Source organism: Pelomonas sp. Root405, assembly GCF_001425165.1.
GTDB lineage: Bacteria > Pseudomonadota > Gammaproteobacteria > Burkholderiales > Burkholderiaceae_C > Pelomonas.
The window spans coordinates 14,975-38,941 of the sequence record NZ_LMDU01000012.1 but is presented as its reverse complement, the minus strand read 5'-3'; the positions used below and the strand labels follow the sequence as shown (position 1 = coordinate 38,941).

Here is a 23,967-nt window from a genome sequence, read left to right as displayed (position 1 = left end):
GCCCCGGCTCCATGGCCACGGGCGATGAACGCTGCGCGAGCCGAAGCCGTATCTGTGAACGGACACGGTTCGGCCGGGGCTCGGAACCGTGTTCAGTCGATCGTCGAGATGGACTGGTAGGACATATGCGTGATCTCCGTCTCGCGTGCGCTGTCGTGGGCGCCTTCCGCAGGTGTCGATGATGTGGAGCGACGCACGCAACCGCGCGTCGCTGTCTGAGAAACAGGTCTCGGCCTGAGCCGACGTTTCGGTCAGCTCAGACGCGACTCCTTCGGTAGCCGTGCGGCCAGCCATTCATGCACGTCCGCCCGGATGCGCCTGCCCTTGAGCAGGAAGTCCTCGAAGCGGCTGGGCACGTAGGGCGCGAACAGCAGCGGCGTGCGCGACTCTTCCGGCGTGCGGTCGGCTTTCAATGCGTTGCAGGCGCGGCAGGCCGCGACCGTGTTCATCCAGCTCAGCGCTCCGCCTCGAGAGGCCGGCAGGATGTGGTCGACCGTGAGGTCACGCAGCTCCTGCTGGCAGCCGCAGTAGGCGCAGGTCAGTCGGTCACGCCGGATCACCTTGGCTTTGCTGAAGCATGGCGTCACGTCGAAAAGGTTCAGGCGCGAGCTGCCCCGCAGGGCCATGATGGCCGGCACCTCCAGCATCGACTGCTGGCCGGTGCGCACGTTCATGCCGCCGCGCAGTACGGCCACCGGCGTGTCGCCCAGAGACCAGGCGATAGAGCGGGTGGCCACATGGCCGGCCGCCTGCTCGATCGAGATCCAGGCCTGGGGCAGGCCGGTGATGTCCAACTGCAATACGTCGTGCATGGCGTCCTCCCTTTCTTCGACTGGGCACGATGGAGTTCCCTGGCTTGATCCGGCATGCCGCGAGGCACGCGCTTTTCAATCCACTGTTTATGCGACGCACCCAGTGGGGTGGCATGCGCTTGGGGGTGGCCGGCCGGATTCGAACCGGCGATGCAAGGATCACAACCTTGAGCCTTCGACCGCTAGGCGACGGCCACACCCAAACGCACGCTGCGCTTTTCTTGCCTATGGCGTCGCCAGCGGGTCTCGATCCCGCGACCTCCGGTTCGACAGACCGGCGCTCTTCCAACTGAGCTATGGCGACGTACTCTCAACTGGTCCGTGCGGCAGGACTTGAACCTGCAACTCTCTGCTCCCAAAGCAGTTGCGCTCGCTGGTTGCACCACGCACGGCTTCTTCTCGATGCTCCGAAAGGTTGTCGGTGACGGGTTCCGACGCCGCCCAATCGTTGCGGCCGGTTTGCGCCTGTCGAAGCGTGAGCTCGACGACAGGCTTCTGGTCTGGCATCCCGTGCGGGAGTCGAACCCGCCTCTTCGGCTTGAAGGGCCGAGGACCTCACCCGAAGTCCAACGGGACATAAAACTGGCGCCTCGTGAAGGAGTCGAACCTCCGGCCTCCGGCTTCGTAGGCCGGCGCTCTTCTCCACTGAGCTAACGAGGCGATGCCATCTCGGCTGTGTCCGCACGCGACCAGGGCAAGGGTGGCTTGCCTTCACCGCTGCATGCCGGCTCCGTCTGCAGAACGTGCTCGGCACACATGCACACCGGGCCAGCCGGTGCTTGTGCACGGGCACACCCGAGATGGGTCCATCGGGATTCACGTCGTCCTGCAGGTAAGGCCTGCGCGGCTGATGAATCGGACTGAACAGCAGGAGCAAAGCAAAAAGCCCGGTTCCTGCAGGAGACCGGGCTTCATGGGATCACGAGATCCCTTGAGTCTGAAAGCTTCAGTGGGCTGGAGCTTTCCCCGGTTGCGTTGAATCACCGAATCGGTCGTGGCGTGCGCCCTCATCGCGATGCGCAGCGCCGTACAAGGCCATCTCGCCCGGGTGGGGGCGCTTGGCGATGGAGGTGCGGGCTGTGCGAAGCATGATTGAACCGTCTGGTGTGGGTGAATCAACGAATGCATGGATTGTGAAGAGTGTTCACGGGCGCGTCAACGCGATTCGACACCTAGAATGAATGTGAAGGTTTTTAACAACACCCGCCGTGGCCAGCCTCTCGACCTTTCGACGACTCAATGCGATTGCACTCTTCCAAATGTTTGCGGAAGAGCGCATCGCCGCGGGCGATCCGCCCAAGGGGCTGGAGTCCGCCTGGGCCCTGAAGATCGAGGTCAGCGGCGCGACCTGGTCGATGGCCAAGAGCGGCGCCAGGCCAATCGGCGACAAGCTGGCCAGGCAGATTGAGCGGCATTGCGGCAAGGAGGCTGGCTGGCTCGACGACGAGCGGGAGCCGGCGGGGCTGACGCCGGGCGAGCAGCAGTTCCTGTCACTCGCTTTGAGCACCTTCCGACAGACGAACAGCGATGGCCGCAAGCGACTGAAGCAGCTGCTCAAGAGTTTTGGCTGAACAGTGCGGCGGGTGGTTCGCAACCGGCCCGCCTCCTGCTCTCAGCGAGCCTCGACGCTGACGCACCAGTGGCTTCCTGATCCAGACGTCGAGAACCTCACCGGCAGGAACAGCTCGATGGTCTCGAAGTTGGTCAGCGCGTGAGGCGTCAGCTCCGTGCAGGTATATGACGCCGCTCCCCCGCGCCGCCACACGGCAAGCGCCAGCGGCAGTGTCCACTGGTCGGCCAGGTGAGGCCCGAGCGCACCGTCACTGACTTGGTACGACCGCACCTCGCGCACGACGTCGCGCGCGACCTGCTCGGCGCTGACACCCTTCTCGCCAAACCCGGTGACGACCTCGCAGACGTTTTCGTACACCAGCGTCGCCAGAAGCGCATTGCCAGGGCCTTCGTTCTGGCGGCTGGCTGCCTCGCGCAGCTGCTCGTCACTCCAGCCGAGGTCCGCACCCAGTTGCTGCAGCTCGCGCCGGGCCACCGAGCGCGGCAGCGCCGGCGCAAAGCATTCGGCGTACCCCTCAAGCTTGGCACCCCTCTCGATCAGATCGAAAGGCTGCAGTCGGTCGCCCGCGGGCCAGACCTTGACTTCGATCTCGCCTCCGCCGGCCGGGTAGAAGCCCAAGCGACGCAGTTCGAGTTCGACCTCCGCGCCGAGCTTGCGCAGCAGCGGCGCATAGCTGCGCTCCAGGAAGTGGAACGGCGGCGCCATGGGGTTGTGTGTCCCCCCGCTGAGCTTCAGCTGGCTGTTTGCATCGGCGAGCATCAGTGCCGGCCAGACGGTCTGCAGCACGAGCGTGCAGCTGCCCGCAGTACCGACATTGAAGGTGTAGTCGCCCGCGAGGACCCGGCCTGGCGTGAACGTCAGGGACTGCGAATTCAGCTCGGCGCCCTCTACCTCGGCGCCAGAGATCTCCGCCGCCGCGTTGACGCACGTCAGGTGCTGCCGCATCAAGCCGGGCTTGGCGCGGCCCGCGCGAATCTTGCTCAGCGCGAAGGGCTGGCCTGTGCACATGGACAGGGCCAGCGAAGTCCGCAGGATTTGTCCTCCGCCCTCACCGACAGAGCCATCAATTTCAATCATGTCGTTCTCTTCTTGTTCTAGGTTCGGCTGTCGAAGCGCAGCGCGGCGTCGTGCAGGTACTGGTCCAACTGCCGCTCGTCCGCCTTCGGGCCCTTGTCGGGTGTGTGGTCCATGGCTTCGGCCAGCTCCGCTTCGATGAAGTCGTGGATGCCCACCCAGCGGGGGCTCGTCGCAGACTCACCCGCGCGCATCTTCACTTCCAGCAGCGCGTTGACTTCAGTCAGCACCGCGCTGTCGGTCAGGATTTGGCTCGCCAGCTCTGCAAAGCGCATGGGCGGCACACCGCGCCCCTCGCGTATCCAGCGGGCCGCTAGCAAGGGCCTCAGCACATAGAGGTACTTCTTGTAGCGGACGGCCTCGCCATAGAGGTGCTCGCGCAGGTTCTTCCTGGCCATCGACACGTAGTGGTGATAGCCCCGCACCGGCGAGAAGCCTTCCTCGGCCAGCGTGCGCAGCCGAGCGACCCAGTCCGCTTCCTGCTGATAGACGATGGGCGAGCGCAGCCACTCCAGCAGCGTCGGGTTGGATTCCCGCAGCAGCTGCAGCGTCTTGCGAAGGTCCCAGCCATTGATGTCCAGCTCGCCGCTGATGGGCTGCTCGATGACGTCGCGGCCCGGCTCCACGGTCAGGTACCAGGGCAGCCGGTTGATGTAGACGAACCTGACGTCGTAGTCGCTATCCGGCGACGCGAAACCCCAGCCACGGCTGCCTGACTCGCACGCGAACAACACCTTCACCTGATGCTGCCGCTCCAGCGCGGCGAGGTTTTCGATGACGGTGGCGCGCATCTCGTCGGAGACGGGATGCGCGCTCAGTACGGTTTCGTTGTTCATGCTCTTCCTCACCATCTCACTTTGATGAGGGTGAGAGCATGAAGCTCTCACCCGTTCATCCCTTCACGCACACCACCTGCTTCAAGGTGTGCACCACTTCCACGAGGTCGCTCTGCGCGGCCATGACGGCGTCGATGTCCTTGTAGGCCATCGGGATCTCGTCGATGACGTCCGCGTCCTTGCGGCACTCGACGCCTTCCGTCGCCTTGACCTGGTCCTCAACCGTGAACATCTTCTTGGCCTTGGTACGGCTCATCACGCGACCCGCACCGTGGCTGCAGCTCTCGAAGCTTTCGGGGTTGCCCAGGCCACGAACGATGTAGCTGCGCGCACCCATGCTGCCCGGGATGATGCCCATCTCGCCGCGCTTGGCGCTCACCGCGCCCTTGCGGGTCACGAACACGTCCTGGCCGAAGTGGCGCTCCTGCTGCACATAGTTGTGATGGCAGTTCACCGCCTCGACATGAGCCTCGAAGGGCTTGGCGATGACCGAGCGCACGGTGGCGATCAGGTTGGTCATCATCACTTCGCGGTTCTTCATCGCGAACTTCTGGGCCCAGGACACGCCGCGCACGTAGTCGCCGAAGTACTGAGCGCCCTCCTCGAAGTAGGCCAGGTCCTTGTCCGGCAGGTTGCGCATGTTGCGCTCCGCGTCCTTCTTGGCCAGCTCGATGAAGTGCGTGCCGATGGCGTTGCCCACGCCGCGCGAGCCCGAGTGCAGCATGAACCAGACGAAGCCAGCCTCGTCGAGGCAGACCTCGATGAAGTGGTTGCCCGTGCCCAGCGTACCCAGGTGCTTGCGGTTGTTCGTGTTCTTCAGGCGCGGGTGCAGCTCGCACAGCGCGTTGAACTCGTCGACCAGCGTGGCCCAGATCTGGTCCACCGTCTCGGGCGGGTTCTCCCAGCTGCCGGGGTCACGGCCACGGTGCTTCGGCGCCGAACCGTGCGGCACGGCCTTCTCGATGGCCGAGCGCAGCGGGCCCAGATTGTCCGGCAAGTCTTCGGCGCGCAGCGTGGTCTTCGCGGCCATCATGCCGCAGCCGATGTCCACGCCGACGGCTGCCGGGATGATGGCTTTCAGCGTCGGGATCACCGAGCCGACGGTCGCGCCGATGCCCAGGTGCACGTCCGGCATGGCCGCGATGTGCTTGAAGACGATCGGCAGACGAGCGGCGTTGGCGAGCTGCTCGCGAGCCGCGTCCTCGACGGGGACGCCCTTGGTCCACATCTTCACCGGCACGCCGCCGGCGACTTGTTCGACGTTGTAGTTCTGATCGTTCATGTTGTTCTTCCCATCAAAAAGGTGCGGTGACCAGAGGCGATGAAATCTTCACTCCGCCATCCATTGCTGGACCGGGACTTGAACCCGGGCGCCTCAGGATCGCTCCCAAGGCACGCAGCTTGCGCCGCGTGCGTCTACCTGTAATTCCATCCGCATTCACCACCGAACGGGTGATGCCTTGCCGCGACAAGGATTGGTGAAACGTCGTGCTCTACCAACTGAGCTACGGTCCCCCTGATTTGGGACCGGCGGGATTCGAACCCGCGACCACGAGATTAAGAGTCTGTAGTTCCACCTGCATTCGCAGCAGGGCATCTCAAAAAGGCGCGACAAGAGGGGCAAGACACTGCCATGCCGGTTTCCCGGTTGAGGATTCGAACCCCCGGCGCTCCAGATGTAGTCCTGCCAGCATTCGCGCAAAACCTGGTGGCCCCCGCGTGGCGACAAACAGTCGGTGAGACACGTTTTGGATGTAGTCCCACCTGCATTCGCCACGCGACGACGCGTGTTCTGTTGTGAGATTGGTGCCCCAGGCGACAAGAGTTGCAAGAGCGGCCTACGAGTTCTCCGTTGCGGGCTTGCGGGCCCGCGCGGCCAAGTTGCGCTGTACTCCTGCAGGCATTCGCCTGAGACACCTTCCAATTGGCGGTGTCGTGGCCCTACTGGGCGGCCAACGACACCTTTTCGATCTCACCGACCCAGTGCTCGGCGTCCATGTTTCCGGCGGCGAAGTTCGCCACCATGGTGAACACCGCGTCCGAGAAGCCGCCGACATTCAAGATGTCGTGCCGCTCCGCCGCCTGCGTGGTCGCCGTCGGCTGGATGTCGATGCACACCAGGCGCGCTTTCGGATTGCGCTGCTTCAGCACTTCCCACTCGCGCATGGTCTGCGTCGCGCCGCGCCGGTTGGCGTCGACCCAGGACTCGTTGTCTGAGACCAGGATCACCAGATCCACCTCCGCACCTTGGCGGTTCAGCAGAGCCAGCGGCGCGCTGCAGTTGGTACCGCCGCCACCGATCTTGGCCAGCGCCTGGGCGTTGGTCATGACCGAATCACGAGCGTTCAGCTGCAACTTCACGACATCCTGCTCGAACGGCAGCACACGGGCCTGCGGGTTCTTGCGCAGCACCGCAGCAGCCACCAGGGCAGCCACGTCGATGCAACGCACGCTAGAGGTCGCCGAGCCGCGATAGCCGGTCACGGACGAGCTCATCGAGCCCGACACGTCAGGGCACACCACGACACGACCCGCCAGGCTGGGCACGTTGACCAGAGCCAGTTCCATCGCATCCTGCAACGCATCGCGAACTTGGGCCGGCACCGCCTCGCCGGCCGCCATGAAGGCGGACATCAGCTGGTACGGCATCACCCGCGCCTTGGCCACGGCTTGCGCATCGCTCAGCTTGGCGGCCACCGCCTCGGCCATACCGGAGATGTTGAACACGCCATGCCGGGCGAAGGTGTTCAGGTTCTGACGCACCATCTGCCACGAGCCCGAGCGGGCGATCTGCGCCCATTGCGCCGACGTCAATTCCAGCGCAGTCAGCATCTGGAACGGAACGTCCGGCACTTCGGCGGCCACGTCCTGGGCGACGTCACGCTTGAAGCGCTCGAACGCTAGGGTGATGGGCGGCAAAGTCGCTTCATCAACCGGCTTGCCGATCAGCCATGCAAACCACGCCGCACGCCACGCCTCAGCGGGCTTGGGATGAACCATCTTGACCACGTCGGCCAGCGACGGCGTGTTGCCCACCGCGGCGTTCAACAGTTGCTTCTCGGTGGCCGTCAGCAGCCAGTGCTGAACCAGCTTCTTCGGGCGGGAACCCAGCGACTTGCGACCCACAGCGCCGCTGCGCAGGATCTGCACGAAGTTGCGCAGCATCTTGCCGTTGTCGACAACGCGAGAGAACACCTGGCTCAGCAGCGCGACGTCGCTCACGGCCAAACTGGCCGCCAGCAGAGCCGGCATGTCCTTCATGTGGCCGGATTGGCGGCTGTAGATCGCGGTCTTGGCGACGAAGGCGGGCTCGAGCTTCTGGGCCAATGCCAGCACTCGGTCGAGCTGGTTCTCGGCGTTGGCGTAGAAGGTCTGGCTCAGGCAACCGGTGGCTGCCAGTTGCGCCAGCTGCTGACGGGGACCGAAGGCGTAGGCCGGAGCTTGGTGAGCATTGCGCGCCGTGGCAGCGGGCAGCAGGGCGCCTTTGATCGTATGGAAGAGCTGCGTGTTGACCATGAGGTTCTCCTCGTCGCATTCAACTTGTTGTTCGTGCTGTTCTTGTTGCAACCGGTGTGCCAGCTTTCTGAGTCGCCGCCGATTCACTGCCCAAGCCATTGATCCGATTGAGAAAAGTTTCGAATATGGAGCAAAGCTGGAAACGAGGGCTTGCCGATCATCTTGCAAAAACTAGAATCTCCGCTAGTCTGATAGCTCCATAGATATGACCAAGAAGAAAGTAGTCGTCGGGTTCATGGGTACCCAACTGGACTCCGGCCAAGGCGCTGGCCGCTGGGAGAAATGGCGTCCGACGGTCTCGTTGGTACAGCACGAAGACACGCTGATCGACCGCCTGGAACTCCTTTATCCGACGCGGCACCAGGCGCTTGCCCAGATCCTTGCGAGCGACATCGTCAACGTATCGCCGGACACCGTCGTCAACCTCGTCCCCATGGACGTCGCAGATCCTTGGGACTTCGGTGAGATGTATGCCGCCCTGTACGACTGGGCGCGCAGCTATCGCTTCGATCCAATCCATGAGCAGTACTGGGCGCATATCACCACGGGCACGCACGTGGCTCAGATCTGCATGTTCCTGATGGTGGAGTCGCGCTTCATCCCCGGGGTGCTGCTGCAGACAGCGCCGCCCAAGAAGCAGCAGCGAGGTGACCCGGGCAGCTACACCCTGATCGACCTGGACCTTTCACGCTATGACGTACTGGCGCGGCGCTTCGACCAAGCTCATGCCGAGGCGCTGGAGTTCCTGAAGAGCGGCATCGCGACCCGCAACAAGCGTTTCAACGCCCTCATCGAGGAGATCGAGCGCGTCGCAGTTCGCTCACGGGCGCCGGTCCTGCTGACGGGGCCCACGGGCGCCGGCAAGTCCCATCTCGCACGGCGGATGTTCGAACTCAAGAAGTCGCGGCACCAGGTGCAGGGCGACTTCGTCGAGGTGAACTGCGCCACGCTGCGCGGCGACGGTGCCGCGTCGACGCTGTTCGGCCACAAGAAGGGAGCGTTCACGGGCGCTGCGGTGGACCGGGCTGGCCTGCTGCGGACGGCACATCAGGGGGTGCTGTTCCTCGACGAGATCGGCGAGCTCGGGCTTGATGAGCAGGCCATGCTGCTCAAGGCGGTCGAGGAGAAGCGCTTCCTGCCGATGGGTAGCGACCGAGAGGTCAGCAGCGACTTCCAGTTGATCGCCGGCACCAACCGGGACTTGCGCATCGACGTGGCGCGGGGACGGTTTCGGGAAGACTTGTTCGCGCGTATCAACCTCTGGTCGTACACCCTTCCCGGCCTGGCGCAGCGGCCAGAAGACATCGAGCCGAATGTGGAGCACCTGCTGGTGCGCGTGGCCGCGGAGTCGGGACGGGCCGTTCGCTTCAACGCCGAGGCCAAGGCGAAATACCTGGAGTTCGCTCGGTCGAAGGAGGCGCTCTGGAGCGGCAATTTCCGTGACCTGATGGCCAGCGTGACACGGATGGCGACGCTCGCGGATGGCGGGCGGATATCAGTCGACTTGGTCGGAGCAGAAATACAGCGGCTTCAATGGCTCTGGCAACCGGCAGGGGATGCTGAGCCTTCCGAAGACAGACTCGACGATCTGCTATCGGACCAAGTTGCCAAGGATCTCGACCTGTTCGACCGGCTTCAACTGGAGGCGGTAGTTCGCATGTGCCGCGGCGAAGCAACGCTTTCAGATGCCGGCCGACGGCTGTTCGATCGATCTCGCCTACAGCGCACCGTCATCAATGATGCGGACCGGCTCCGCAAGTACCTTCTGAAATTCGGGTTGAGCTGGGAAGAGGTCAGGAGTCGCGAGTGAAGGCGGCGCCGCAGCGACGCGGCCGAGCCAAGCAAGGACTCTCGCTTGACTATGGCCGCTTCTGTTTAGTTTTGTCAGACACCTGCCCGTCGCGCTGGACGGGTCTGGGGCGGCACACCGCCCTGAGGGCAGGTGTCGGATAAACCTAAACAATGTCAGGCGCATCGGCACAAACTTAGACAGCCCCACCTTGCGCCGTTGGGCGTCTAGTGGCGGAACCGGATCACCCGCCACGCGTACCAGACCACCAACACCACCACGATGCCGGTGCTCACGGGGCCCATGACCTTCCCGATGCGCTCGTACTGGCTTTCCAGCACGAAGCCGGCCGCGGTCAGCGCGGAGCACCAGAGCACGGAGCCGACCGCCGTCCACAGGCAGAAGCGCCAGAACGGCAGGCGCGAGATGCCTGCCGGCAACGAGATCACGGTTCGCAGCGCGGGCACCAGCCGGCCGAAGACGAGTGCGGCCGTACCCTTGTTGACGAACCATTCCTCTGCACGCTCGATGTCCTCGCGCTTTAGCGTGAGCCACCGGCCATACCGGTCAGAGAACCTCAGCACCCGCTCCAGTCCGACGCGTCGCCCCACGTAGTACCAGGGCAGCGCGCCCACCAGGGAACCGGCGGCGCCGGCGAAGACGACGAGCACCCAGTGCAGCTCGCCCCGCGCCGCCTGGAAAGCGGCGAAAGGCATGATGAGCTCCGACGGCAGTGGCGGGAAGATGTTCTCCGCCACCATCAACAGGGAGACGCCCAGGTAGCCGTACTCCTCGATGAAGCGGATCACCCAATCGGCCATGCACCGCTGCCTTCAGGCATGCATCCGCTGATGGAAACGGTGTCTGCGCTGCGGATCATGACGGCCACGATAGCATGCGCTCGACCGGTCGTTTAGCATCGCCAGGCCCCGCTCAGAGGTGGCCCAGGTCGCGCTGCGTAGTGCCGATCTACGGCACCAGCGGCAGATCGCCGGCCGGCACGGCATCCACCTAGCGAGGGTCGCGGCCAGCTGGTCGACCGACGTCGTCCCGCTTCAGGCTGGGTGCTGTCGCAGGCAATCGGCGCCTGAGAGTCAGCAAAGTGCCCAAACCCGAATTGAACCCGCTAAAGAAATTGGCTAGATGCCGCTACCCGCCGGCCTGCCCGTTGGCCTGCCCGTTGGCAGCTTAGAGCGCCGTATCAAGCGAGATGGTTCGCGCGACCTGGCCCTTGTCATTGAGCATCTGAATGCTCGGCTTGCCATCCGCAGTGACTAGCAGCAAAAGCCGCGGCCGCCCCAGTGCATCGCTCAACTGCAAAGCTGATGCGCGGTCGGCGGTGGTCCCTATACGCACTCGGTTCTGCGGCAGCAAGCCCTCTGCCCGAAGCTTTGTCATCTCGGCACGGCGCTCCTCGGTCGGCAATGTCGAGAACTCGCGCATCAACTCCTTGCGTTGTGTCAGGTCCAGCTTGAGCGGGTCCGCTTCGTCGTTGATTGCGAACTCGGTGCGGACACGTCCATCCTGTTCAGCATGAAGCAGTTGGAGCACCTGGTCCGTCCGGAAGCGGTCGAATGTCAGGCTGAGCCCGGCATTCACCTTGCCGTCCGCACCAATGGAACCCTTCTGGATCAGCCCGCCGTTCTCGGTGCCTTCATCGTTGACGAAAAGCATGCCCGCCATGGTGCGTCGGTCTGGTCTTGGCTGCTCTGCCCCCTTCCACGGTGTGCCAGGGAACCGCTCGCGGTTGGAAATGACCATGCGCAACTGTCCATCGGGCTCGCGGATGTTGATGCGACCAACATCGATCTCTTCGAACTTGCTCGGCGGCGCCTTGGCACCCGTCAAAAGCGTGACGGCGGCGATGAGCGTGGCGCAGGCAGTCATGCCAGCAAAAAAGCTTCGTGTTCGGCTCAAAACGATCTCCATGCAAAAAGGGGACTACAGCCTAGTGAATCGAATCACAAGCGTTCTGCAGGTCATCCCACCGAAACGACGTTTCGTCGGCTTCTACGCTTGGCGGCCTAGGACTGAGAGATCAGCCGAGCAGGCTTACATGCCGATCACACAGGGTGGCAGCGCGGCGATGAACTCGTGAAGCTTGTCGCGGGCACGTCGGGTCCGAACAGCTCCGCCTTGCCGGCCTTGTTCACGCCACGGACCGCAAGAACGTTCTTGGCGAGGTCAATACCTACAGTCAAAATCGTCATGGACATCCCCTTCCGAAAGAGTTGATGAGAGAACGCGCTTCCCATCGTGGCGCTTGGTTGCCGTCTGCCGCAACGCGGCTGGTTCGGGACGTGGAAGTCCCTTTCATTCGTTGGGCCGTGCAAACCATCGCGCCATGACAAAGACCGAGAGGATCCTCGCCGCCTATGAGCGCTTCGGCGTCGCGATTGCCGAAATTCCAGACAGGCACGCTCAGACCCTTCATCGAGTTTCGTCGGGTGCGCGCGAGTTTGTGGCGGGAGCCCGCTCTCTCGACCCTAAGAGCACAACATCGCAGGCGAGCGCCGGGTTGGAGCAAGGACTCAGGGAGACGCCCGAGCTGATTCAGGCGATTGCACCCGAATGGCGATCTGCCGTTGCGAGAGCCTTCTATGACGCGCTCGCACATAACTACCCAGAGTTTCTTGCTCTGGAATCTGAGAGGTTGAAGAGGGTTCTCGCACGAGCGAAGATTCGCTCCGAGGCTGAGTACCACCGCGTGCGCCACGAGGTCGACGTGGTCGAAGGTGATCCAAGTAGACACGGTGAGTTAAATGAGCTGTATGGCCTCATTGACGCCTTTGACTCCCGCGCCTAACAGGTGTACAGGGACTTCCGAGTTAATCAACCGGATTGAAGTGGGCGGTATTCGATAGTCGCCTTTGCTGTTTCCTCCAGACCTGGTTCGGGTTTGATGCAGCACCACAGAGAACAGACTGCACATCTACAGGCGGTCTTGTTGCACTCGTGATGGGTGCGGGCCCAGATACCAACCGCTCAGCAGGGCTCCATTCGTTCGCCGCTGTCGCCATGCATGGCGCAGCAACCAGTTAGTCGAGCTTGCCTGCTGCCGGTCTGACCTGTGTGATGCATCTTCGAACGCACGTCTTCTTGAAGTACAACTTGTTGGTTGTTGATTCGGTCTCAGCCCGCAGTCGAGGCCGCTATTGGTGGCACAACGCCTGGTTTGACCGACACGTAGTTCGGATCAAACTGTCGCCCCTTGGCCAGCAGCGCCCACACGATGCGCGCGTTTTTGTTGGCCAACGCCACGACCGCCTTCTGCCAGCCCACGCGGGCCAGCAGCTGCACCAGCCACTGCGAGATGGCGTCCTTGCGTTTGTGCGCTGTCATCACGGCCGACTTCGCGCCTTGGATGAGCAGCGTGCGCAGATAGTCGTCGCCGCGTTTGGTGATGCGCCCAAGCTGCGTCTTGCCGCCGCTAGAGTTCTGCCGAGGCACCAAGCCAAGCCAGGCGCCGAACTGCGCGCCGTTCTTGAACTGCGTGAAGTCGCCCACCGTGGCGACCAAAGCCGAGGCGGTCACAGGGCCGATGCCGCTGAGTTGTGCCGCCGCCTTGGCTTGCTCGTCGGTGCGCACGTGGGCTGTAGTGCGCTCATCGCAGCTGGCGATGTGGCATTCCAGTTCGATCCATTGCAGCCGCGCCTCCTGCAGCGCAAGCCGCGCGATACCGGGCAACTCGTTGCTGGCGTCTTCCAGTACGTCGGCCAGCCCCAGGCGCAGCGCGTCGGGGCTTTGCGCGAAGACGACGCCGAACTCGGTGAGCAGGCCGCGGATGCGGTTGATGCAGGCGGTGCGGTCTTCCTTGTAGCCCTCGCGCAGCCGGTGGATGGCCAGCAGAGCTTGCTGCGCAGGCGTCTTCACGGGAACGAAGCGCATGTGCGGGCGACCGGCGGCTTCGCAGATCGCGGCGGCGTCATTGGCGTCGTTCTTGCCGCCCTTGCCGGACATGCGGTAGGGCGTGACGAAGTGGCCTGCGATGAGGCGCGCATCCAGGCCGAAGCCGCAGAGCTTGCGTGCCCAGTGGTGGGCGCCGGCGCAGGCCTCCATGGCGACCAGGCAGCCGGCGGGCAGCTGCACGCACCAGGCGGCGAACCTGTCGGCAGGCAGGGCCTTGGCGACGACCACGCGGCCGGCGACATTGATGGCGTGGACCTGGATCAGGCGCTTGGCCAGATCGACCCCGACTCGGGTAATCTCGTTCATGGGGCTTCCCCTTTCACATGGCTGCAGATTGATGATCTTGAACACCACCAATCTAGGCGCTTTGACGCCGTTTGCCCGAAGGTGGGAAGTCCCTTCGTATTCGTTCGACACGGACACGCAACGGCATTGCGTTGCGAAGCGTGCTGGTGGGCGTACGTCTCCCGGCGCAATGCCGTTCCGCGCCGGTCAACTCCAACGTTGAGCGGCAGCTTTCTGGAAGTTTGGTAGGTCTGTGCCGGCATCTGCTTCCGGCACCACGCTGCCGACGGCCTGCCGGTCCGCGCCTCGGAGGGCAGGTCAGTGCCCGATGCCGAAGCTCGGGATCGGCAGCGACCGACGGCATGGGGTGCTGCAGTCGTCCAGGGTCGCTGCACGCCGGCCGTCGCAGTCATCAATAGCTCGTTGAAGCTCATGCTGAGCAACGACATCGGAGCCATGACAGCACAGACGCGCGACGTTGATGACGACCGATTTGCGGACGCGCCAGCAGCACCTACAAAAAGGAATCACCCGAAGGTGAAGGCGTAGGCACGGACGCCCGAAGCGGCAAAACGGATGTCGAACCTTCGCTCGCGGATCGAGCTGCGCTGACGGACGAGTTGGTAAAGGCGCTCCCTCGTGACCATTCCTCGCCCGCTTGCGTCGACATCGAGACCGGCGTCAGGTCCTGGCGGCTGACCGTCGACGGTGACGACAAATGGATGTGGCGCTCCCTGCACAGCGGGTGCCAGGACCAGATGCAAGTCACGCGCGTGAAAGCGCAGGGTGATGCTGCCGGCGTCACCCGAGATTTCCGCGTACTCAGAACGTACCGTCCAGTCTCCCGAGAGGAGCCATTGGTTGAGCCGCGGCTCGCCACCGGGATAGCGCTTGATGCGGTCCGGCTGGACGCGGCTGCCTTCCCCTCGCGCGTAGCCCAGATAGGTCTCTGGTGAGCGCACGTTGGAGGAGTCGGACGGCAGGCCGACTCCTGCGGGGACTGCTTCTGCAGTGCCCGGCTCGAGCGTTCTGCCTGATTCCATCAGCAGTTCGCGGATAACGCGCTCGGCGCCCTCATAGTTGCCTTCGCCAATTTGCTGATGACGCACGCGGCCCTGGGCGTCGACGAAGTAGAAGGCGGGCCAGGCGCGGTTCTCGAACGCGCGCCAGATCGAGAAGTCGTTGTCGAGCACGATGGGGTAGTTGAGCCGCCCAGCCATGGCAGCTTCACGCACTCTGCGGACATCGCGCTCGAACCCGAACTCGGGTGCATGCACGCCGATCACCACCAGCCCTTGCGGACCGTACTTCTGCGCCCAGGCCCTCAGGTACGGCAGCGTTCGCTGGCAGTTGATGCATGAGTAGGTCCAGAAGTCCACGAGCACCACCTTGCCCCTCAGTGCCGGGAAGGTAAGCGGACTTGAATTGATCCACTCCCCGCCACCGTCCAGGCGAGGCTGCAGGGGCAGAACTGGCAAAGGGGTGGCACTGCTCATAGCAGGCATCAAGCACAGGGTCAGAATGGCGTTGCGACGTTTCATGACGGATTCTCACGACGAGACGAATTCAAGCAAGTCGGCGTTCAAGCGGTCCTTGTGCGTGTCAGGCAGCCCATGCGGAGCACCTTCGTAGACTTTCAGCGTTGAGCAGCGCAGCACGGCGGCAGCCATCTTGGCCGAGGCGTGAAGCGGAACGATCTGATCATCGTCACCATGCACCAGCAGCGTCGGTACGCTGACCTGTTGAAGATCGACATGAAAATCGGTTTCCGAGAACGCCGCGATGCATTCGTAGGTGCTGCGGTGACTTGCCTGCAGTCCCTGAGCGACGAAGCGGTCGATCAGTGCCGGCGAAGGCGTCGCACCCGGCCGGTTGAACCCGAAGAATGGGCCGGCGGCGATGTCGGCATACAGCTGCGAGCGGTTGTCCAGCTCAGCCTTTCTCAGGCTGTCGAACACGGTGAGCGGCTGACCGCCCAGGTTCTCCGGCGTACGCAGCATCAGCGGCGGCACGGCGCCCACCAGCACCAGCTTGGCGACGCGTCGGGTGCCGTGGCGCCCGATGTACCTGACCACTTCGCCACCGCCCGTGGAGAACCCGACCAGCACCACGTTGCGCAGGTCCAGCACTTCCAGCAGGCTCGCCAGGTCGTCTGCGTAGGCGTTCATGTCGTTGCCGTCCCAGGTCTGGGTGGAGCGGCCGTGGCCGCGTCGGTCATGGGCGATGGTGCGGAAGTCGTGCCTGGCTAGAAACATCATCTGGGATTCCCAGCTGTCCGAATTGAGCGGCCAGCCATGGCTGAAGACCACGGGCTGTCCGCTGCCCCAGTCCTTGTAGAAAATGCGCGCGCCGTCTCGGGCGGTGAAGTAGTGGTTCAAGCTTAGGGTCCTGTCAGCGTTTGGACGCCCGCTTTGGTCGGGGCGACTTGATGAGCGGCGTATTGCGATGGCGAGCAATGAGCGGGGCGCTTCGCGCGCGGATCTCCAGCGTGCGGCAGCGCCGCGCGAGACGAGCGGCCCCGTTCAGTCATCGATCTTGACGAGGGGGGCATCCTTCCTGACGAAGTAGGTGGCCAACTCCGACGCCTTGCCCTGGCCGACATTGCGAGCGACGTGCGGCATACCTGCGGGAATGACGAGCGCTTGTCCAGCCTTCAGCGTGACCGGTGGCCGGCCGGCCAACTGGTACTCCACCTCGCCCTCCAGCACGAAGGCAACCTCCTCTCCCGGATGGGAGTGGCGAGGGGAAGCGACGCCGGTCTCGAAATCGACGCGCGACTGGATGAGTTCGTAGCCGGTCTTCGACACATCGTGGCGGGCGAGGTCGGTGCGCGTCAGGCCGACGCGCCAGCGCGGGGCCTCCGAGGCGTGGGTGTCGTGGACCTGGGCCTGGCTGGCCGTGACCGACGCCAGGAGGCAGCCGGCGAGAACAAGAAAATTGAGCTTCATGGTGTGCAGATTGGTGTGGGTTGCGCCGGCACGAGGCGAAGGGCGGGAGCGAGGCGGCACACAGGCAGGACCCGTGCGACCCTGAACGCCGTCTATTCGGCTCGTGCTTTTCAGGGGCTGTGACGATCAGGCGCCGAGCGGTTGGCGGACCGGCTCGCCCGTCCTTTGGGCGATTTCGGCGACCAGCGTGGCGTAGCGGTGTCCTTGTCGCAGCTGCGCATAGCGCTGGCGTGCACCGCGCAGCGCGGGGGTCTCGAGCCCGGTTTCGGTGAAAACACGCTCGGCGGCGGCCAGGCCGGACTCCTGGTAGATCTTCAGATCCGCCAGTACTTCGGCACGCGTCAGCTGCGACTCGGAAGTGCTCTGGATCGCGATGTGCGAGTCGGGATAGTTGTCTGCTTGGACGGCCGAGTGGCCGAACGCAGCGACGGTGAATGCAAGTGCAGTGACAGCGCGGCTCAGGATGGATCGTTGCATGGTGGAACTCCTTCAGGGATGGGTGGCGGGGGGCCGGGGACAGGGGACTCAGGGCGCGGCGATGCCCGACAAGCTGATGTCGACATCGCCACGGATTGCGTTGGCGTAGGGGCCGGCGGGGAGCTGGTGAGCGCCCTGCCTGGCTTTAAAGGTGGATCAGCCGCGGACGAAGGCCAGCAGGTCCTGGTTGAGGCGGTCCTTGTGCGTGTCGGTGATGCCGTGAGGGCCGTCGGCGTACTCGATGAGGCGCGCGCCCTTGACGAGCCGGGCCGTTGCCCGGCCGGTGGTTTCAATGGGCACGATCTGGTCGTCGGCACCATGGATGACCAGCGTGGGCACATCGAACTTCTTCAGGTCATCCCGGAAGTCGGAGTAGAAGAAGGCATCGATGCAGTCGTAAGTCGCCTTGCTGCTGGCCTGCATGCCCTGCACGTAGAAGCTGTCGGCCAGCCCGGCGGAGGCCTTGGCACCGGGCCGGTTGAAACCGAAGAAAGGACCGCCAGCGATGTCCTTGTAGAGCTGGGCGCGGTTTTCCAGGGAGGCTTTGCGCAGGCTGTCGAAGACGGCGGTCGGCACACCGTTCGGATTCGTCGGCGTCTGACCCATGATGGGCGTGATGGCGCCGACCAGCACGGTCTTGGCGACGCGGGCAGTGCCGTGGCGCCCGATGTAGCGCGCGACCTCGCCGCCCCCGGTCGAAAAGCCCACCAGCGTCACGCGCTTGACGTCCAGGCTGCGCAGCACGGTGTCGAGGTCGTCGGCGTATTGGTCGATGTTGTTGCCTGCCCAGGGTTGGCCGGAACGTCCATGGCCGCGGCGGTCATGCGCGATGACGCGCATGCCCTTCTCGGCCAGGAACTGCATCTGCGATTCCCAGCTGTCTGCGTTCAGCGGCCAGCCGTGGCTGAAGACAACCACCGCACCGTTGCGGGGGCCCCAGTCCTTCACATACAGCGGCGTTCCATCCGCAGCGGCGACGTACTGGGAGGCCGCGGCTTGTGGCGGCCGTGAGGGCGTTGCGGCCGATGCCGACTGCAACTGGACGCCCACGCTGCCCACGGCGATCGCGGAGGTGAGAACAAGGCGAGAAATGCTGTGCATGGTGTATTCCTGAGGCTTGAGGGTTTGACTTAGAAGCCGCCTTTTGTGCGGCCCGGATGAAGTCTCGAAGCGGCACGGCTTTAACGCCAGTAAAGCGATGCAAGGCGTTATTAATGAGCTTGCACGGCGTCGGGAGGCTGCGTTGGATGACCTGCTGGCCGCGTCTGCGCGGACGTGGTCGGCGACGGTTCACAGATACTTGCGCCTAGCCCTCCTCATCGCACTTAGAAGCCCGACCCGTCCGTGCAAGAACCTCTATTGATCGCGGGTGAGATTTCCGCCAGCACGCCGGTGCCAGGCCGCCTTCGGTTCGACGACTATGAGTTGCGCCTGGAAGCGCGGCAGCTGCTGAGGAAGGGGCAGGAGGTCACGCTCGGAGCGCGCGCATTCGATCTCCTCGCAGCGCTGGTTCAGCGCCAGGGCAGGGTGGTCTCCAAGCGCGAACTCATGACCCTGGTGTGGCCGACCACGGTCGTGGAAGAGGCCAACCTGCGCGTCGGGATGAGCGGCATTCGCAAGGAGCTGGGCCCCGATCTCATCGCCACTATCCCTGGCCGTGGTTACCAGTTCACCGCCCCCGTCCACACAGATCTGACGGCACCTTCAGGCCAAGTGCCTGCGCCGGCGGCGCCATCCGTTGGCGCTTCCGCCACGCTGCCGGCCTTCAAGCATCTGATCGGCAGAGACGCTTTGCTGGACCAGCTTCGCACCACATTGGGGATCACCCGGTTGGTGACGCTTACCGGTCACTCCGGGAGCGGCAAGACAAGCCTCGCCCGCGAGCTGCGCACCATGGAACAGGCTGTCGCGGCTGCCCCTGACCGATCGATTCATTGGGTAGACCTGACTGCGTCCAACGACAGCGACCTGCTTCCCCTCACGATCGCTCATGCATGCGGCGTGCCGCTGCTGGAGCAATGCAGTGCCAACGCGCTGGTCGCGGCAATGCGAAGCGTCCGTGGCTTGTTGATCCTCGATAACGCCGAACATCTCGTGGACGCGGTCGCGGCCATAGCCCACGCGCTTCTGGAGGGCTGTCCGCACGTGAGCCTGCTGGTCACCAGCCAAGTCCGGCTGAAGCTGGATAGGGAGACGGTCATTGCGGTGCCTCCGCTGGATATTGCGGCGCTCGGAACCGAGTGCGACGAAGCGCAGCGGTGGCCAGCACAAGCGCTGTTCCTGCGCCATTGCCAGCGTGCCGGGCGACCGCTGCCGATAGACCAGCGGACACTTGACCTCATCGGTGACATCTGCAGCCGCGTCGACGGTGTGCCCTTGGCGATCGAGTACGCGGCCGCCGCAGTGCCGCTGCTCGGCGTCCAGGGCGTTGCCGCCGCGCTTGAGGAGCGACGCCTCGCGCTGACGTCCGGACGCCGAGACGCGCCACAGCGCCATCGAACCTTGAGGACCGCGCTGGCTTGGAGCGTCTCGTTGCTCGGCCCGTACGAGCAACAGGTGTTCCGGCGCTTCGGCGTGTTCGCGGGCAGTTGCTCCATGGCGTTACTGGACCCGGTCATCAACCTCGAAGGGGAGGACTCGTGGCGGTTGATGGAGGCCGTATCGGAGCTGATCGATCGGTCGCTGGTCGTTGCCGACGACGACCATTCGCCGCGCTATCGCCTGCTGGAAAGCGCGCGCGCATTCGCCGTCGAGCAGTTGAATCAACGCGGCGAGATGTCGGACCTTCGCACGCGTCATGCGCACGGCGTCGAACGACTCTTTGCGACGACACGCCAGTCGGCCATGGTGGGCGAACTCTTCATGGATGCGGCGCTGAGTCGCTTGCAGGCGGAGGTCAACAACGCGCGTACGGCGCTGCAATGGGCGCTTGAGCACGATGCCAAAGTTGCGTTGAGCCTTGTCGCCGGCATGGCCTTCGTCTTGCGTCGAACAGGTGGCATCAGCGAAGCCGGACAGTGTTTTGCGAAGACCGAGAGGATGGCCGATCAACTGCCCGAGTTTGCCGTGCGCAGTGGCTGGGCGCGGGAAGCCATCGTGCACTGGACCTACAGCGACTCGGCGCGCGCGACGCGCTGGATCAACATCGCCGAGCCGCTCGTCCGCTCGGCCGGTGAGCCGTTAGCGCTTGTCGAAATGCTGGCGCTGAAGGCCAACGCCATCGATGTTGTGCAAGGTGACGACGTGACCTTGGCGGCCGTCCTCGATGAGATTCAGGGCATGGATCTGTCCCGCCTTCCAGCACGGCTTCGAATCCTCAGTGCAGCCTGCATCCTGTTGGGCGCCAACCGGCTGGGTCGGGAGCAGGACGTGCGCTGGGTGGAACGCTGCATTTCCAATTGCCCGCCCGGGGACCTGCACGGCCGGATGAGCCTGGCCGCACGACTGATGGGTATCTACATCTCAAGCGGCAGGATCGACGAAGCCATCGGCCTTGGAGCGCCGCTGTACGCGGAGTTGCGTGGCGGTCTGTATCAGCATGCGCTGCACTGGCTGCCGATCAACCTCGTGCAGGCACACCTTCTCCTCCACAACCACGGACCGGCGGCGGCTATCGCGCTGGAGTGCATGCGGTCGTCGAAGGCGAACGGGCTTCTTTACGGCTGGGGAGACGTCCTCGCCTTCATGGCCTGTGTCGCGCAGATGCCGGACTCCGCTGCGGGCATGCACGGCTTTACCGATTCCGTCTACGAGGTCACCGGCGGCGCGCGCGGCACGGTCGAAAGCCATTTTCGAGATGCATCGCACCAATCCGTCAGCCAACTGCTTGAAGGCGACGAATACTCAGAAGCCTATGCCCTGGGTCAGCGTTGGACGGACGAAACCATGTTCGAGTTAGCGGTTCGGGTGGTAGCCGCCTTTGCGGCAACGAACGGCGACGCTGCGAACTCGGATTATCTCACGTCCAACGCCGTCGGCGCAGCGCAGCGCTAGCACTGATCACGTGGCGCGCCGGAGTTGATGGCCGGGCTAATATTTCTGATGGCCTACGCATACTGACTCATCTGTCTTGGGGTAGCGCTATCATTTCGGCCGGCGCGCATTATTTTTCCACCAGCAGTTCTCCATGACCCGAGCGATTGAAATCGTCCAGATAAAGCCCGATTCGCCTGAAGACAACACTTTCTTCGGCCACCCGGCAGGTTTGGGCTGGCTTTCATTTTGCGAGCTTTGGGAGCGATTTTCGTTCTACGGCATGCAGACGCTGCTCATTCTTTACCTCAGCGACTATCTATTTTTGCCCGAAAACTCGGCGCACGTTTGGGGTTTTCAAGAACTTCGGTCTGGAATCGAGAGCGTTACCGGTCCGCGGTCACCCGAACAGCTGGCCTCAATTGTTTTTGGCTTATATGCCGGTTTGGTTTACCTTTTGCCGATATTTGGCGGGTTGCTTGCCGACCGTTGGATAGGTCGCACGCGCAGTGTTGTTATTGGTGCTATTGCCATGGCCATGGGGCACTTTCTCATGGCATTTGAATCGTCATTGCTGCCGGCGTTGACACTGCTGGTTCTAGGAGTCGCCGCCTTCAAGGGAAACATCGCTGTGCAGGTTAGCGATCTCTTCAAGGAGGGAGATCCTAGGCGGGCCACGGCCTTCCAGATCTTCATTCTTTCAGTTCAGGCGGCAGCCATCATCGCCCCCTTGGTCTGTGGGACCCTGGGCGAAAAGGTGGCGTGGCACTGGGGTTTCGGCGCAGCTGGATTTGGCATGCTTATCGGCTTGGCCGTTTATATCCAAGGGCTCAAGTATCTGCCGCGCGATCGACTGGAAAGAGGTCGCGGAAGAACAGCAGGACCCCGTCTAACGCAGGCCGAAAAATCAAGGCTGGCGATTCTCTTCCTCATGATGCCAGTGCTTACCGTTTCCATCGTCGGCTATGGGCAGTTCGGCAACGCGTTTCCACTGTGGTCCCGAGGGAACATGGACATGGTGGTGGCGGGGTTCGCCGTTCCTTTGACATGGCTGCAGGCCGTCGACGGCGTCTGTCGCCTGGCAAGCATGGTTGCGGCGATATGGTTCTGGCGATGGTGGGACACCAAGTACAAACCAATAAATGATCTGCTGAAGATCTCTTGCGCATGCCTCGTTGCCGCCAGCGCGCCAGCGCTTCTGATGATTCCGGCGTTTTTGATCGAACACGGCGGAGATAAGGTTAGCATCTTGTGGACGGTGGCATACAGTCTCGTGAATGCGATGGCCTTTGCAACACTGGTGCCAGTCGGGCTGGCACTCTACGCGCACGCTTCGCCACGAAGGCTTCAAGGTTTCATGATTGGCATCTATTTCCTCCACATATTTGTTGGAAATATTCTTGTCGGCTGGCTTGCCGGTTTCTTGAGCGAAATGTCGGGGACGAGTTTCTGGGGGCTACACGCAATACTTGTGGCGACGGCGGGTGGCGTCCTGCTCGTTATCAATCTGATGTTCAGCAAAATCTTCAAGCCGGCGCCTCCGCCAGTTCATGTTTCGCTGGACAAGAGGGGTATATCCGGCGAGCGCACTCCAGTTTAAAGATGCTCTGGAACTAAGGGGACAGGGCGAACGGCGACGTCAACGTGCAAGCCCACTTTTGTTGACTCGGTCCGCAGGCCGGTGCGCAGATGCGCCGTCATTCACTTAGAGGCGCCATATCGTCCTCGGCTGTGGTCCGGTATGCAGGAAGCGGTCGCCCGATAAAACTGCAGTGAACCGCCGCAACCAGCCTCCTCCTGCTGCCAGCCGTCCAATCTCGGCTTTGGGCACCTTGCTGTTGCACGGGCCCCGGCCACGGCCGTCAGCAACTGCTGCACAGCCGGCGACCGCGGCAGCCTCGTGCGAGCCGGTCAGAGTGCTTGCTGACCGATAGAGCTTTCTCGCTTGACGCTATCAGGCGGGATGGAAACTCGAAACCAGAAGATTTTGCATACATCCGTGGGCGGGGCAGTGCCGAATGAGACTAGCACTTGACCTGCTTTAGTCGTCTGTACTGCATAGGACTTGGGGCTGAACGCGTACCCCGTTGCTTTAGCGTTAGCACCGATCGTGATTTCCAGGGCACTTGGGACGTAGGGACTTCGAACGCTGACCAAAGATGCGACAGTTCCCAATGTTGATCGGATCTTGGTGACGGATTCTCGAACCTCCGCCGTCTCCTCTGGCGTCAGTGCATTTCCATTCGGATTCGAGAACAGGCTTACAGGTACCACTGGCGACAGTAAGACTGAGGAAAGCGTCTCTTCGGAGCAGGAGTTGGCGACGCAGTCCTGCGCCGCAACGCATGCGAGTGCTGCAAGGCTTACATTCCAAAGTGACATGGTCGAGGGGCGATCCATAGGTCAGTAAGTGGAGGTTTTGTAACGCCCGGAGTATGTGCCTTCCAACTCACGTTGAGATATCCGCCCAACGACCGCTATCGCTGCCGTGCCGTCCTCCGTCGTCGAGCTCGGAGTTCGGGTGCGGGCACTGACCTGCCTCACGAGACGCGAACCGGCAGGCCGTCGGCAGCTTGGTGCCCAAAGCGGACACCGGCACAGGCCTACCAAGCTTCCCGAAAGCTGCCGCTCAACGTCGGAGTTCAGCCAACCGGACGGCGCAGCCGGTCAGGGTTGGATGCAATGACAGGTTAAGCGGCATTCCGTCGCCCAAAANGGTGCTTCGACTGCGGCTCGACCAAGCTTCCCGAAAGCTGCCGCTCAACGTCGGAGTTCA

The 23,967-nt window shown here is 63.3% G+C and carries 18 protein-coding genes, 5 tRNA genes and 1 pseudogene; 5 read left to right on the top strand and 19 right to left on the bottom strand.

Annotation, left to right across the window (positions count from 1 at the left end):
* Positions 1–251: 251 nt before the first annotated feature.
* From ASC81_RS12995 to ASC81_RS12975, 6 genes are all read right to left on the bottom strand, one after another.
* Entirely contained in the window at positions 252–812 is a 561-nt protein-coding gene (locus ASC81_RS12995) for an HNH endonuclease (protein WP_056267672.1), read from the bottom strand.
* Between the two features lie 124 nt (positions 813–936).
* Positions 937–1,009: transfer RNA gene (locus tag ASC81_RS12990), tRNA-His, on the bottom strand.
* Between the two features lie 31 nt (positions 1,010–1,040).
* Positions 1,041–1,116 (bottom strand) — tRNA-Asp (locus ASC81_RS12985).
* An 11-nt stretch (positions 1,117–1,127) separates the two neighbouring features.
* Positions 1,128–1,204, bottom strand: a tRNA-Pro gene (locus ASC81_RS12980).
* A 109-nt stretch (positions 1,205–1,313) separates the two neighbouring features.
* A tRNA-Glu gene (locus ASC81_RS27045) sits at positions 1,314–1,388 on the bottom strand.
* A 7-nt stretch (positions 1,389–1,395) separates the two neighbouring features.
* Positions 1,396–1,472: transfer RNA gene (locus ASC81_RS12975), tRNA-Arg, on the bottom strand.
* A gap of 548 nt (positions 1,473–2,020) precedes the next feature.
* On the opposite strand from ASC81_RS12975, the gene ASC81_RS12970 reads away from it, so the two are divergent.
* A complete protein-coding gene (locus ASC81_RS12970; RefSeq protein WP_235533650.1) occupies positions 2,021–2,383 on the top strand; it encodes a hypothetical protein in 363 nt (120 codons plus the stop codon).
* Between the two features lie 41 nt (positions 2,384–2,424).
* Here the strand turns inward: ASC81_RS12970 and rtcA are convergent, their stop codons facing one another.
* From rtcA to ASC81_RS12950, 4 genes are all read right to left on the bottom strand, one after another.
* Positions 2,425–3,462 (bottom strand): RNA 3'-terminal phosphate cyclase, encoded by a 1,038-nt coding sequence (rtcA, locus tag ASC81_RS12965; protein WP_056267666.1) that lies wholly within the window; start codon positions 3,460–3,462, stop codon positions 2,425–2,427.
* 17 nt (positions 3,463–3,479) lie between these two features.
* On the bottom strand, positions 3,480–4,295 hold the full coding sequence (locus tag ASC81_RS12960; protein WP_056267663.1) for a nucleotidyltransferase domain-containing protein: 816 nt from the start codon (positions 4,293–4,295) through the stop codon (positions 3,480–3,482).
* 55 nt (positions 4,296–4,350) lie between these two features.
* Positions 4,351–5,577 carry an RtcB family protein gene (locus ASC81_RS12955; RefSeq protein ID WP_056267661.1) on the bottom strand — a complete coding sequence of 409 codons (1,227 nt, stop codon included), beginning with the start codon at positions 5,575–5,577 and terminating at the stop codon, positions 4,351–4,353.
* A gap of 659 nt (positions 5,578–6,236) precedes the next feature.
* Entirely contained in the window at positions 6,237–7,811 is a 1,575-nt protein-coding gene (locus tag ASC81_RS12950) for an RNA-binding protein (protein ID WP_056267659.1), read from the bottom strand.
* A gap of 205 nt (positions 7,812–8,016) precedes the next feature.
* On the opposite strand from ASC81_RS12950, the gene rtcR reads away from it, so the two are divergent.
* The gene (gene rtcR, locus ASC81_RS12945; RefSeq protein ID WP_056267657.1) at positions 8,017–9,621 is read left to right on the top strand and encodes an RNA repair transcriptional activator RtcR; all 1,605 of its coding nucleotides are present in this window, start codon (positions 8,017–8,019) and stop codon (positions 9,619–9,621) included.
* Positions 9,622–9,827: 206 nt separating this feature from the next.
* Here the strand turns inward: rtcR and ASC81_RS12940 are convergent, their stop codons facing one another.
* The 3 genes and pseudogenes from ASC81_RS12940 to ASC81_RS27040 all read right to left on the bottom strand — a co-directional run.
* Positions 9,828–10,421: a DedA family protein gene (locus tag ASC81_RS12940; protein WP_056267655.1), complete on the bottom strand. Its 594-nt coding sequence runs from the start codon at positions 10,419–10,421 to the stop codon at positions 9,828–9,830.
* 367 nt (positions 10,422–10,788) lie between these two features.
* Positions 10,789–11,529 carry a hypothetical protein gene (locus ASC81_RS12935; RefSeq protein WP_235533649.1) on the bottom strand — a complete coding sequence of 247 codons (741 nt, stop codon included), beginning with the start codon at positions 11,527–11,529 and terminating at the stop codon, positions 10,789–10,791.
* A gap of 126 nt (positions 11,530–11,655) precedes the next feature.
* Positions 11,656–11,810, bottom strand: a pseudogene (locus ASC81_RS27040) (IS110 family transposase); the annotation flags it as partial.
* A gap of 134 nt (positions 11,811–11,944) precedes the next feature.
* Here ASC81_RS27040 and ASC81_RS12930 point away from each other — a divergent pair.
* A complete protein-coding gene (locus ASC81_RS12930; RefSeq protein WP_056267651.1) occupies positions 11,945–12,406 on the top strand; it encodes a hypothetical protein in 462 nt (153 codons plus the stop codon).
* 326 nt (positions 12,407–12,732) lie between these two features.
* Here ASC81_RS12930 and ASC81_RS12925 read toward each other — a convergent pair whose 3' ends face one another.
* From ASC81_RS12925 to ASC81_RS12900, 6 genes are all read right to left on the bottom strand, one after another.
* Entirely contained in the window at positions 12,733–13,815 is a 1,083-nt protein-coding gene (locus ASC81_RS12925; RefSeq protein WP_056267648.1) for an IS110 family transposase, read from the bottom strand.
* Between the two features lie 506 nt (positions 13,816–14,321).
* The gene (locus ASC81_RS12920; protein ID WP_082536492.1) at positions 14,322–15,335 is read right to left on the bottom strand and encodes a thioredoxin family protein; all 1,014 of its coding nucleotides are present in this window, start codon (positions 15,333–15,335) and stop codon (positions 14,322–14,324) included.
* A 9-nt stretch (positions 15,336–15,344) separates the two neighbouring features.
* Positions 15,345–16,172, bottom strand: coding sequence for an alpha/beta fold hydrolase (locus ASC81_RS12915; protein ID WP_056267643.1), 828 nt, complete (start codon positions 16,170–16,172; stop codon positions 15,345–15,347).
* A gap of 144 nt (positions 16,173–16,316) precedes the next feature.
* Positions 16,317–16,742: a cupin domain-containing protein gene (locus ASC81_RS12910; protein WP_056267640.1), complete on the bottom strand. Its 426-nt coding sequence runs from the start codon at positions 16,740–16,742 to the stop codon at positions 16,317–16,319.
* A 126-nt stretch (positions 16,743–16,868) separates the two neighbouring features.
* Positions 16,869–17,219: a DUF4148 domain-containing protein gene (locus tag ASC81_RS12905; protein WP_056267637.1), complete on the bottom strand. Its 351-nt coding sequence runs from the start codon at positions 17,217–17,219 to the stop codon at positions 16,869–16,871.
* A 156-nt stretch (positions 17,220–17,375) separates the two neighbouring features.
* The gene (locus ASC81_RS12900; RefSeq protein ID WP_056267636.1) at positions 17,376–18,320 is read right to left on the bottom strand and encodes an alpha/beta fold hydrolase; all 945 of its coding nucleotides are present in this window, start codon (positions 18,318–18,320) and stop codon (positions 17,376–17,378) included.
* 243 nt (positions 18,321–18,563) lie between these two features.
* On the opposite strand from ASC81_RS12900, the gene ASC81_RS12895 reads away from it, so the two are divergent.
* Positions 18,564–21,212 (top strand): winged helix-turn-helix domain-containing protein, encoded by a 2,649-nt coding sequence (locus ASC81_RS12895; RefSeq protein ID WP_082536490.1) that lies wholly within the window; start codon positions 18,564–18,566, stop codon positions 21,210–21,212.
* 133 nt (positions 21,213–21,345) lie between these two features.
* Entirely contained in the window at positions 21,346–22,791 is a 1,446-nt protein-coding gene (locus tag ASC81_RS12890; RefSeq protein ID WP_056267631.1) for a peptide MFS transporter, read from the top strand.
* The last annotated feature ends 1,176 nt before the right edge of the window (positions 22,792–23,967 follow it).

Excerpts from the sequence above, each read along its gene's own strand:
- ASC81_RS12905 (WP_056267637.1), bottom strand. The coding sequence starts at position 17,219 with ATGCAACGATCCATCCTGAGCCGCGCTGTCACTGCACTTGCATTCACC.
- ASC81_RS12935 (WP_235533649.1), bottom strand. The coding sequence starts at position 11,529 with ATGGAGATCGTTTTGAGCCGAACACGAAGCTTTTTTGCTGGCATGACT.
- ASC81_RS12950 (WP_056267659.1), bottom strand. The coding sequence starts at position 7,811 with ATGGTCAACACGCAGCTCTTCCATACGATCAAAGGCGCCCTGCTGCCC.
- ASC81_RS12925 (WP_056267648.1), bottom strand. The coding sequence starts at position 13,815 with ATGAACGAGATTACCCGAGTCGGGGTCGATCTGGCCAAGCGCCTGATC.
- ASC81_RS12930 (WP_056267651.1), top strand. The coding sequence starts at position 11,945 with ATGACAAAGACCGAGAGGATCCTCGCCGCCTATGAGCGCTTCGGCGTC.
- ASC81_RS12960 (WP_056267663.1), bottom strand. The coding sequence starts at position 4,295 with ATGAACAACGAAACCGTACTGAGCGCGCATCCCGTCTCCGACGAGATG.
- ASC81_RS12955 (WP_056267661.1), bottom strand. The coding sequence starts at position 5,577 with ATGAACGATCAGAACTACAACGTCGAACAAGTCGCCGGCGGCGTGCCG.
- ASC81_RS12900 (WP_056267636.1), bottom strand. The coding sequence starts at position 18,320 with ATGCACAGCATTTCTCGCCTTGTTCTCACCTCCGCGATCGCCGTGGGC.
- ASC81_RS12920 (WP_082536492.1), bottom strand. The coding sequence starts at position 15,335 with ATGAAACGTCGCAACGCCATTCTGACCCTGTGCTTGATGCCTGCTATG.
- ASC81_RS12940 (WP_056267655.1), bottom strand. The coding sequence starts at position 10,421 with ATGGCCGATTGGGTGATCCGCTTCATCGAGGAGTACGGCTACCTGGGC.
- rtcR (WP_056267657.1), top strand. The coding sequence starts at position 8,017 with ATGACCAAGAAGAAAGTAGTCGTCGGGTTCATGGGTACCCAACTGGAC.
- ASC81_RS12995 (WP_056267672.1), bottom strand. The coding sequence starts at position 812 with ATGCACGACGTATTGCAGTTGGACATCACCGGCCTGCCCCAGGCCTGG.
- ASC81_RS12890 (WP_056267631.1), top strand. The coding sequence starts at position 21,346 with ATGACCCGAGCGATTGAAATCGTCCAGATAAAGCCCGATTCGCCTGAA.
- ASC81_RS12910 (WP_056267640.1), bottom strand. The coding sequence starts at position 16,742 with ATGAAGCTCAATTTTCTTGTTCTCGCCGGCTGCCTCCTGGCGTCGGTC.
- rtcA (WP_056267666.1), bottom strand. The coding sequence starts at position 3,462 with ATGATTGAAATTGATGGCTCTGTCGGTGAGGGCGGAGGACAAATCCTG.